The organism is Chitinophaga sp. (assembly GCF_035538455.1).
In the GTDB taxonomy this organism is placed as follows: Bacteria; Bacteroidota; Bacteroidia; order Chitinophagales; family Chitinophagaceae; genus Chitinophaga.
On the sequence record NZ_DATLKJ010000210.1, the window covers coordinates 80063 to 90877 of the forward strand.

Consider the following 10815-nt stretch of genomic DNA (forward strand, 5'->3'; position numbering starts at 1 on the left):
TGCAGTAAATCATTCATTAGATGAGAAAGATCGTTTTTATTATAAATATTCTCCTGTTTTTTCTACTCTCAACCCAGTTATTAAGAGCACAGTGTACGGAGCAGGGCCCATATCTGGAAGGCACAACGGTGTCATTTGGCATAGGCGTGGATGCAAATACATTATCTGTGAGCTGGAGCACATCAGCAGGACAAATCGTGCGCACCGCTCCTGATGGCAGTTTTGCTGATGTTCAATTTCCTGGACCAGGCTATTATACAGTTGAGGTTCGTTATTATCAAAATATGGAAAGCCGCTACGAGTGCTGGAATGTGCGTATGGCAGCAAATCTTGCCGGAGGGACTATTACATTGAATACTCCGCGCATGATTATGAATGACGTTTTTGAATATTCGCAAGTAATAAGTAACACTGGCGCGACCGGGGGAACAGGCATAGAAAGAGGTCTGCCATATGCATATCAATGGGAGGAGTCTGCCGATGGCAATACCTGGGTAGATATTCCCGGAGCTACAGGAGTTAACTGTACTGGCAGTAATATTGCTATTGGCAAGATATATTTCAGGAGAAGAGTCCAGGACGATAACCAAACGGCCTATTCTAATGTAATAAATGTTACCCCAACAGCTGCTCTTACGCCTGGCATTATTAATTCCTCACAAATGATTAATGTGGGTGCGGCGCCGACGCTGTTTACTGGAAATGATGCTACCGGTGGAAACGGTACTTACCAATATCAATGGGAGAGTTCTTTGAATGGCCTGAACTGGTCAACTATTTCAGGCATAACAACAGTCAATTATCAGGCTCCTGCTCTCAGTAAAACAACTTACTACAGAAGAAAATGCGCATCAGATATACAATTCGGATATTCAAATATAATCCAGGTTTTAGTATCCGACCAGGTGGCCATAAATGTTCCAGACGGCAGCACTGCAACAGGAGGTACTACCAGGGAGAATATACCTGATTATGCTCAATTTAACAGCGCGAGTTTTAATAAAGCCGTGAGATATGCGATATTCAAACCTGGGGTTACCAACAGCACACAAATAGCCACGCTTAATAACCAACGCGATTTTCAGAAAGCGATATCCTATCTTGACGGTTTGGGAAGACCCATTGAAACTGTACTGGCGAATGCCGGCACAGACAATACAGACCTCGTTGGTATAAATGTATTTGACCGATATGGCAATAACCCTATACAGCCACTGCCCTATCTGGCAGCATCCAATAGTACAACTGCCGGCAGCTTCAGAAACGATGTAGCAGCCAGACAGCCAGAGTTCTATAACAATCTGACTAAAAACCAGGAAGATTTCTTTTACACAAAAACTAATGACGAATTTTCTCCCATTAACCAGGCGTCACAACTACTTACACCGGGGAAGAGTTTTGCCGGTAGCGAAAGGGGGAAAACCAGTACATTAAGACCTAACCAGGCAAATGAGAATGTCCGCATCTGGTCTCTCGGTAACAACGATAATGATATGCCGGTAAGTTATTCAATGTATAATCCCGGTAGCCTTCGTGTTTCTGTTCTTACAAATGAACATAATCTGAAAGAAAGCAGGTATTGCGATCGACAGGGAAGGTTAATTATGAGCGCTACCCAATCAGGGTCTGATGCGGAATCAGGTGAACTCAGGACATATTATGTATATGGTGCAACCGGAGCTGCCAGATATATCATTACGCCACTGGCTGTAAAATATTGTATTAGTAATAATAATTGGGACTTCCGGACGCCTGCCGCAGCGGCTATTTTGAATGAACTGTGTTACAGATATACTTATGACGTAAAAGGGCGACCCATTACTGTTAAAAAGCCTGGGATAAACGAGGCTGACACTTATGTGTATGACATCCGTGACAGATGCACCTTTTATCAACATCCTCTGCTTAAATCAAAGGGAGAGTGGTTGCTTTATTTTTATGATGGGCTTGACAGGCTTACAACGGTGGCAACCTATAAGAATCCGGCTGCTACCAGAGAGAGCCTGCAAACCATGTTAGATCAGGCCGGTATTACCAATCAGGCCATTACCTTCTCCAATCCTCCTGTGGCTAATCTATATGTTGATTCACGCAATACCCAGCCTCTTTATGAAGCAACGCAGAGCATTGACTTTGTGGAGCCATTTTATAGTCCTGCCAATGACAATTTTGATACTGAAATTAATCCCAACGCGGTACCGGTAGTTGAAAACATAGGAGTTTATTCCACTGCAGCTGCTATATCTGGGTATACGCCGATAGCTATATATTACTACGACAACTATAATGCCCAAGGAGTTAAACCATTCAATGGAACATTTTCGCTGGATGCCGGCTCAAATCTATACGCTGATCCGGTAACCCCTTCAAATAATAGCCGTGGTAAGCTGACAACTGTCAAATTAAAGGTGACAGGTAAAGAACAGTGGCTAACTTCTACTTTTTATTACGATCAAAAAGGGCGGCAGATACAAGTACAAACGGAGAACATTGCCGGTGGTACCGATATGACCACCGCACAGTATGATTTTAATGGAAAAGTATTGTCAACGCACCAGGTGTTTAAAAATCCGCTCAGTAGCAACAATGCCGTTATACAGCTCCAAACGCGCTATAGTTATGATGCCATTGGAAGCATGACCCAGATCGATCAGCGTATTCTTAATGCCGCTACTCCTGTGACCAAATTACTAAGTTCCTTTACTTATGATAATCTGGGGCGTCCGAAAACTAAGCAGCTGTCTGACCTGGAGATGCTGAACTTCACGTATACACTGGATAACAAACTGAAAGGAATCAATAGTGAATTTGCGCAAAACAAAATGGCTGGGAACTATTTTGGAATGGAGTTGTTTTACGACAACGGGTTTGTAAAGAAAGATTATACTGGAAACGTAGCAGGTGTAACGTGGAGAAGGAAAGGCAATCCAGATGAATGGCATGCCTATGGCTATACTTATGATAATGCCGGCAGGTTAAGCAAAGCCGATTATTCCCAGTTTACTTCAGGTAACTGGAATAATGGAGCGGTTGATTATTCTTCAGCTATTCCCCAATATGATGAAAATGGTAATATCAAAAGGATGAAACAGCAGGGGATGCTGGCCGGTAACGTTAAATCCACAATAGACGACCTTACCTACATTAATGAGAATAATGAATGGAGCAATAAGCTGAAAGGTGTGACAGATATACAGGGGGATAAGCACCTGGGGGATTTTAAAAATTATCAGGGTAGAACAGGTACTGATGATTATGTGTATGATGATGCCGGAAATCTGATAAAAGATAAAAATAAAGGTATAACTATTGCCAATAATTATATTTTTGGCAAACCTGAAAGGATTACACTTGATGGAACCAATAAATCAATTGAATATGTGTATGATGTTACAGGCAATGTCCTTCAGAAAAAAGTAAGTGATGGTAGTAAAACCACTACATATAGCTACCTGGATGGCTGTGTCTTCAAAGATAATGAACTGCTGTATATTCCCCACCCGGAAGGAAGGATCCGCAGGTCTGCTAACGGAACATTGGTTTACGACTATTTCATTAGCGATTACCTAGGTAATGTGAGAACTGTGATCACTGATGAAACTAGTCAGTTGTACTATAGGGCTACACATGAAGACAATCCTCAGCCAGCTCCGCCTGTTCCGGAAAGAGAAATATTCAGTTTCCCTCCTAATATTGATGTAATACCACCAGGACATAAATTCTATGATTACAACGGTACTAATAGGAAATTTGTAAAACTAAACAACACCAGCCCTGAGCGAAAAATTGGGACAGGTAAGGTATTGAGGGTGATGGCAGGAGATAAAGTTGAATTGAGCGTAATGTCTTATTACCAGCAAAATTCTCCCGCCAATAATACATCCAACCAGGTACCAGCTGATATTGTGCAGCAGCTGATTAATACCCTGATTGGCCCAGCAAGTGTTATCGCTAATGGGAAAAATAACCTGGTTCAGGGTAACACCTCCGGTCTGATTCTCAATAAAGATGAATTTACAGATTTTGTGACCAATACACAGACACAAAATCCTCCTTCCAATGTGCCGAAAGCATATCTGAACTATGCACTTTTTGATGAGAATTTCAAGATGGTAAGCGGTAGCGCTTTACGGGTCAATACTCCTGATGCTGTGACTCCACTTGCAGCGGAGACAAATGTTACAAAGAATGGGTTTCTGTATGTGTATGTAAGTAATGAAAGTCCTACTGACGTATTTTTTGATGATCTGGTTGTAAGACATACTACTGGTCACCTTTTACAAGAGGATAGTTATTATCCATATGGGCTACAGATCGCCGGATTAAGCAGTAAAGCGCTTAACAGGCAAGAGAACCTATTATTATTCAATGGAATTGAAAAAATAAATGAATTCGATCTGGAGTTATTTGATGCATTTTACAGGACACTTGATCCTCAGATTGGCCGCTGGTGGCAGGTTGATCCTAAACATGAACAATTTCATAGCTTATCCCCCTATCACGTTAGCGTCAATAACCCGGTCAATTTCTCAGATCCATTAGGAGATAGCCCTCCAGATTGGTTTAGGAACGGCAATGCTCTCATTTGGAAAAACTCAGAAGCGGCATCTCTGATGATCAACGGACAGCTTTTTGAGAATGTAGGTAAGAATCTTATACAAACTGTCGGAGATTACACCTATATTTATTTTGGAGAGAAGCTGGTGAGTGCAACTTCTGCCAACCTGATCAATGCCGGGCAAGGATTTATCCGTGATTTATCAAGGATGTCTTTCAGTACGCTTCAGGATGTAAACCGTAATCTGTACAAAGCTAAAACGATTGTAGAAACCACCTTTAGGGGCACCATGCCCACAAGTAGAGAGGAAACGGCAAGAGGAGGAGGTGGCGCAAAAAAAGATTCAAATCCATACGAACCAGGAACATTTACCCATTGGAACTATACTAACGGGAGGGATTATAGTAATCAGGTGGAAGCCTATAGAGCGTGGCAATCCTATTCGGGCTATCACCCCGGAGAAGAATTTTGGGACAGGACCTTTAGGCTAATGGCTCACGGTAGTGCGGAAGCGAGGAGGGAGTATGCGAGTGGGGGGATGGATATGTATAGTGGGTTTGCTAAAACAGCTCGGGCCGTTGAGGCTGCTGATGAAGGACTGTCCTTTAACAGAGGTGTTTTAGAGAAATTTATGGAACATGCTTTTGCCCGTGGTCGTCATGCTGATTTAAACTTATCAGCGGAGACAATGGCTTCAAAAGGGCTTTATCTGGTAGAGCAAAATATGTCCTTATTAAAAGCAGGTGACAATACTTTAATCGGGAATGTCAATGGAGTCCAAAAGTCATTTAAGGTATTTGTCCAAGACGGAAAAATTATGTCAGTAAATATGTATCCCGGGGTTTCTAATAGAGTTACTCAAGGATCAGTAATAAATTTTGGAAATGTAACATGGTAAAGGAAAATCAAAATATAGACTTTCTAAATCGGGACGATTTTAAAGATCACAATGTTGTCCATTTAGTTAATTGCTTGATCAATACAATTGATTTGATTGGAGTATTTGAATTAAATGTGTATTTGATAATTGAAGATTGTATAATAAACAATTTGAAAATTCATTCATGTTGGTTTGTAAATGGCTTATTATTAAAGAATAATATTATTAGAAACTACGTGGATTATCAAATGGGGGGGCATAATGTAAATCCCATAGTTATCGAAGGAAATGTTTTTACAGGATTTTTAAATTTCTTTGACTGTCAGTTTGAAAACTGTATCGAATTAAAAAATAATGTTTTTGAGAAAGGGACTAACTTACTAGGCAATAAAGGCGAAGGCTTTGAGAATAGTTTTGCCAATGGTTGGGTGGTGGAAAATAATGTGGGGAATATTGATATAGATGGGGATATTAATATAGATGAAGTATAGTTGCTATTGAGGAATGAGTATGCGAGTGGGGGATGGATAGTAGTTGCTGAGACAAAAAATAATAGGCCCAGAGCCTTCAATACATGAGCCCGCAGTAGCGGGTTTTGCTCATGTATTGAAGGCTCTGGGCTTGCAGTTGTATATAACGTTATCAATAAGAGAAGACAGAGATTACTTAGTGGCTTTGTCCAGCTTTCAATCTCAACTTCAAACACAGACATATTAAATATTGGAGAACTATTTCACTCTAATAGGCTAGTTCAAAGTTAATGAATGCGGTGAATTGTTCACTCAAGGACAAATCATGAGAATGATGGGCCAGAATACTGTTGATGCCATCCTTATCCCCTATCGGGAAGAACAGAGGTTGTTATGCATAAATTTTTCAATCCAATAAGATAAAGAGATGATAGTTGATTTGACTTTTCAGAATAATTACGGGGTCGAGGTAATGGAAGAGTTTGGGTCAGGGGATCGGTATTATTACCCGGGAGCAAATACCCAAGGAGGTAGGGATGGAATAATAGTTGAAGTGATTTCTTCGGAAGGAAAGAACTGGATTGGTGTTTTTGCTTTTGGCGAAATTAGTGCTACCGGCATATCAGCCTTATACAGTACACCTGATCCCAATAAATTTTGTGTTGTGTCGAACGGCTCTGGCTATATTGTTTCATCAAATAATCCTAAAGATTGGCAGGAAGTGAAAGCAATTCCTGTTATGGATGTCCGTTCAATAAAAAATCAAAAAATTATAGTATTTGCAGATTATACGGAATTAGTAGCATATGATGAGGTTGGAATCAAGTGGAGAACAGGACGTTTAACATATGACAGCTTTAGAATAACTGAAGTAACAGAATCTTCTTTAAAAGGAACAGTTTGGAGCATTCGAAATGAAGCCGATGAAACATTCGAAATAAACCTTGCTACGGGTGCACAAATTAGTTGAATTGAGTATGTTTAATAACCGATTACTTAGCTTTCGATAAATAAAAAGAAAAACGCCAGGCTTAACAGCTTGGCATTTGATTATTTGTTCTGGAGTGATTAATTAATTCTTCTGATTGCTATGACTTAACCCTACTCCTGTATTGTGCCAGTGCCCATACTGGTGTTGAGAGTACCAGCAACACAACACTCGACCATACTACCTGGCGCAACCCCACATGAGCGATCACTGCGCCACCGACAACAGATCCGATTGTAACGGCCAGGTTACCACAGGTAGTGAATATGCTGTTCACAAATTCCGGTGCTTCTGATGCTGCTGTAGTAACGTTGATATTACTGATCAGAAACCCGCCGGTATGGATGAATCCCCACAGGAAGATCACGATCACCATTGGTATATAATATGCACCTGCATAGAAGACTACTATGTGCGACAAGCTGAGTAGTGCAATGAATATGATCGTTGTGGCAGCAATATTCCTGCTCAGCATTTTGCCGGCCAGCCAGTTGCCCGCAATACCTGTGAAGCCGAATATCATCAGCATCAGGCTTACTTCCTTACCATTCATTTTTGTAATGTCGCGGAGATAGGCGGCGAGGTAACCGTAGCTGGCATACATGGCGGCAACTATCAGGCACGCCAGTACGAAGTTTATCCACAAGACTGGCTTCTTCAGTATCAGCAGCTGTTTGCCGTACGTGGTTTTTTCTGTAACAGGAAATGCAGGAAGCCACAGCAGTAGTCCCAGCAGGGAAAGAGTATTGACGGCTGCACACATCACGAAGGACGCCTGCCATCCGTAAAGCGCTGCAATAAAGGATACCACCGGGATACCCAGTACACTGGCGATGGTAAAGCCTCCAAATACGATACCTACCGCCTTTGGGGACTCCGTCTGCGGGACGCTGCCTGCTGCTGTGGCCAGCGCCACCGACCAGAAAACAGGATGCATGAAGGCCGGTAGTATCCGCGCCAGTAACAATACGTTGAAGCTGACAGCCATCGCTGAAACGATATTGGAAATGGTGAAGAGTGCCAATACAAAGAGCATGGTTTTGCGCTTGTCCAGCCAGGAGAACAGGAGAGTCATAAAAGGGCCGCACACCGCAATCACGATTGCAAATGAACTCAGCAGCCATCCTGCTTTATCAATGCTTACATGGAAAGCCGCCGCCAGCTGAGGTAAAATGCCTATCACGCCTAGTTCCGTGGTGGCGATGCCGAAAACGCCTATCGCCAGCACATAAAGTGTTCGTTTCATTTTTCTTTTTTGCTGCAAATTTGCAGGGTAGATCACCTTATTACACGATAGACACTTTTAAGTGTGATACACACTTTTAGGTGAGTAAATTGACTTCTAATAAATTATATATGCCTGAATTTTTTCACGATAATAAACTCTACTATACTCCGATTGAATTTGCATTGAATCATATAGGAGGGACCTGGAAGATGCCTATCCTGTGGCGTTTGCAGAAACAGGTACTGCGTTACGGAGAATTGAAGAATGATATACCTCATATCACGCATAAGATGCTGACCAGCCAGCTGAGGGAGCTGGAAGAGAAGGGAATGGTAGGGCGCCGCGCATACCCGGTGGTACCGCCCAAGGTGGAATATTTTATCACGGAGAAAGGATTGAAAGCCATACCCGTAATAGAGCATATTATGAAGTATGGCTATGATCTTATCAGAGAGGCCGGCATCGAATACCCGCCGAAAGGCTAGCAGTTTACAGTTCAGCGACCACCGCAGCAAATATGTTGCTTAGTTTTTTATCGGCAGTAGCAGCAACTGCAATGATCTCTTCAATGGAAACCGGATGCAGGTTGTCAGGATCACATTCATCAGTGACTACGGAAACGGCTGCACAGGGGAGTTTCAGCTGGTTGGCTACAATTACTTCCGGAACGGTGCTCATGCCTACAAGGTCGGCTCCAGCCATACGCAGGAAGCGGTATTCTGCCCTTGTTTCAAGATTAGGTCCCATCACGGAAACGTATATACCGGATTTCAGTACAACGCCCTGCGCGTCGGCGGCTACGTGCAGTTTCTGTCCCAGTAACGGATCGTAGGGACGGCTCATATCCGGGAAGCGAGGACCAAAGGCGGATGAATTGAGGCCGCGCAGCGGGTTTTCCGGCTGCATGTTGATATGATCTTCCAGTAATATCAGATCCCCTTTTTTAAAGGAAGGATTCATACCACCAGCGGCATTGCTGAGCAACAGTTGCTCTACGCCCAATGCTTTCATCACGCGTATTGGAAATGTAATCTGCTGCATCGTATAGCCCTCATAGTAATGAAAGCGGCCCTGCATGGCAACCACGGGTGTTTTGCCGATATGTCCCAGGATCAGCTGCCCTTTATGCGATTCTACTGTTGATTCAGGAAAATGCGGTATCTGGTTATAGGGAATGCTGTGTGCGATTTTAATATGACTGGTTAATTCACCAAGACCAGTGCCCAGCACTACGCCCACACGGGGCTGCTCAAAAGAAAGGGCCTGCAGCCAGGCTGTTGCGGCTGCAACCTGTTGTAATAGATCCATATGCGCTGAAATTTTTCGATTAGATATTATTGCGGGAAGGGCTTTCAGGAATATGCGCCTGCGTTACCGGCCCGTTCCGGCTGGTGGCAAGTTAACGCCTTTCCTTGCAATGAAATAAAACAACGGCGGAAAAAATCTTTTGAACCAAAGCAGCAGTCTTTCCGCTCTGGCGATCATCACCAGTTTTTTTCGTTTGTGCATGGCAGTTAGAATACGCCTGGCGCATTTTTCCACTGGTATGCCGTGGGCCTGCCCGGGGTCCATATGCCCAAAGGGCTCTCCGGTAGCCGTAATAGCGGAATAGGTGATGGGCGTATGTATACGGCCGGGGCATACAATGGTAGTATACAGGTTGGGAATGGGCTGCTCTGTCTGTAATGTTTCGAAGTAGCCCTGGAGTGCATGTTTGGCAGCGTTGTAGCCTGAGCGCCAGGGATAGCCCATTAATCCGGCCATGCTGCTGACCACTACCACCTGTCCCTGTTGCTGTGTTTTGAAATGCGGCAGCAGTGCTTTCGTCAGCATGACTGGTCCGAAGAAGTTCACTTCCATCAGTTTGCGTACGGCGCTCACCGGTGTATCGATCAGCAGGGAGCGTTGGGTAACGCCAGCGTTGTTGACCAGCACATCTATTCTTCCGAAGAACTGCAGGGCGAGCTTTGCACCTGTTTCTACGCTGACTTCATCGGTGACGTCCATTATCAGCGTTTCACAGCGGGGGGTATATTGCAGGCATGCCTGTTGAACCTCTTCCAGAGCCTGTGCGCGGCGTGCAGCGAGTATCAGCCAGGCTTGTTCTTTAGCCAACAACAACGCCAGCTCGCGGCCTATCCCGGAGCTGGCGCCAGTAATAAGTATTACCTTGTCAGTATAATACATTCAGGGATTTTTAGATGTACGAATTTAAGCAATTAAGATGCGCGTACACCTAATGTATTCCTGCGTTATGATTTTGCCGGTGAGATCTTAATATTCTTCCACCTTACCTTGATACCGCCGCCGGAGTGGATCTGGAGGGCAATCTGACCGTCTGCTGCGCCGATCTTTTCATCTTTCAGCGTGATCATTTCATGGCCATTGAGCCATGTGGTTACCTGGTCGCCTACGACGCGTACTTTCATGGTATTCCACTCGCCCATTTTCAGGTATTGTTCTTTTTCTTTGTCGGGCTGAATAAGCCATCCACGGCCGTAAGATTCATAGATACCGCCGGTATGTAGTCCCGGAGGCGCTACTTCCGCCTGCCAGCCTGTGATTTTAGTACCTTCCAGTGAAGAATGGAAGAATACGCCGCTGTTGCCATTAGCTTCCTGTTTAAACTGGACGGTGAGTTCAAAATCTTTGAACTGCTTGTCTGTTGCGAGGTAGCCGTATTCTTTGTCG

The 10815-nt window shown here is 43.7% G+C and carries 8 protein-coding genes; 4 read left to right on the forward strand and 4 right to left on the reverse strand.

Translation table 11 applies throughout. From position 1 onward, the window contains the following. The first annotated feature begins 20 nt into the window (after positions 1–20). From VM802_RS24945 to VM802_RS24955, 3 genes are all read left to right on the forward strand, one after another. Entirely contained in the window at positions 21–5456 is a 5436-nt protein-coding gene (locus tag VM802_RS24945) for a DUF8696 domain-containing protein (protein ID WP_325535781.1), read from the forward strand. Then, complete coding sequence (locus VM802_RS24950) at positions 5450–5929, forward strand: hypothetical protein (protein ID WP_325535783.1); 480 nt, start codon at positions 5450–5452, stop codon at positions 5927–5929. Before VM802_RS24945 ends, VM802_RS24950 begins: the two co-directional genes overlap by 7 nt. Before the next feature lie 406 nt (positions 5930–6335). After that, positions 6336–6878 (forward strand): hypothetical protein, encoded by a 543-nt coding sequence (locus VM802_RS24955; protein ID WP_325535785.1) that lies wholly within the window; start codon positions 6336–6338, stop codon positions 6876–6878. Positions 6879–6996: 118 nt separating this feature from the next. Here VM802_RS24955 and VM802_RS24960 read toward each other — a convergent pair whose 3' ends face one another. Further along, on the reverse strand, positions 6997–8142 hold the full coding sequence (locus VM802_RS24960) for an MFS transporter (RefSeq protein WP_325535787.1): 1146 nt from the start codon (positions 8140–8142) through the stop codon (positions 6997–6999). A 110-nt stretch (positions 8143–8252) separates the two neighbouring features. On the opposite strand from VM802_RS24960, the gene VM802_RS24965 reads away from it, so the two are divergent. Continuing rightward, the gene (locus tag VM802_RS24965; RefSeq protein ID WP_325535789.1) at positions 8253–8609 is read left to right on the forward strand and encodes a winged helix-turn-helix transcriptional regulator; all 357 of its coding nucleotides are present in this window, start codon (positions 8253–8255) and stop codon (positions 8607–8609) included. Between the two features lie 4 nt (positions 8610–8613). Here the strand turns inward: VM802_RS24965 and VM802_RS24970 are convergent, their stop codons facing one another. The 3 genes from VM802_RS24970 to VM802_RS24980 all read right to left on the reverse strand — a co-directional run. After that, entirely contained in the window at positions 8614–9432 is an 819-nt protein-coding gene (locus VM802_RS24970; RefSeq protein ID WP_325535791.1) for a purine-nucleoside phosphorylase, read from the reverse strand. 63 nt (positions 9433–9495) lie between these two features. Next, positions 9496–10311, reverse strand: coding sequence for an SDR family oxidoreductase (locus VM802_RS24975; RefSeq protein WP_325535793.1), 816 nt, complete (start codon positions 10309–10311; stop codon positions 9496–9498). Positions 10312–10376: 65 nt separating this feature from the next. After that, on the reverse strand, positions 10377–10815 hold a 439-nt coding region (locus VM802_RS24980), incomplete at its 5' end, for a 3-keto-disaccharide hydrolase (protein ID WP_325535795.1).

Excerpts from the sequence above, each read along its gene's own strand:
- VM802_RS24945 (WP_325535781.1), top strand. The coding sequence starts at position 21 with ATGAGAAAGATCGTTTTTATTATAAATATTCTCCTGTTTTTTCTACTC.
- VM802_RS24950 (WP_325535783.1), top strand. The coding sequence starts at position 5,450 with ATGGTAAAGGAAAATCAAAATATAGACTTTCTAAATCGGGACGATTTT.
- VM802_RS24955 (WP_325535785.1), top strand. The coding sequence starts at position 6,336 with ATGATAGTTGATTTGACTTTTCAGAATAATTACGGGGTCGAGGTAATG.
- VM802_RS24960 (WP_325535787.1), bottom strand. The coding sequence starts at position 8,142 with ATGAAACGAACACTTTATGTGCTGGCGATAGGCGTTTTCGGCATCGCC.
- VM802_RS24965 (WP_325535789.1), top strand. The coding sequence starts at position 8,253 with ATGCCTGAATTTTTTCACGATAATAAACTCTACTATACTCCGATTGAA.
- VM802_RS24970 (WP_325535791.1), bottom strand. The coding sequence starts at position 9,432 with ATGGATCTATTACAACAGGTTGCAGCCGCAACAGCCTGGCTGCAGGCC.
- VM802_RS24975 (WP_325535793.1), bottom strand. The coding sequence starts at position 10,311 with ATGTATTATACTGACAAGGTAATACTTATTACTGGCGCCAGCTCCGGG.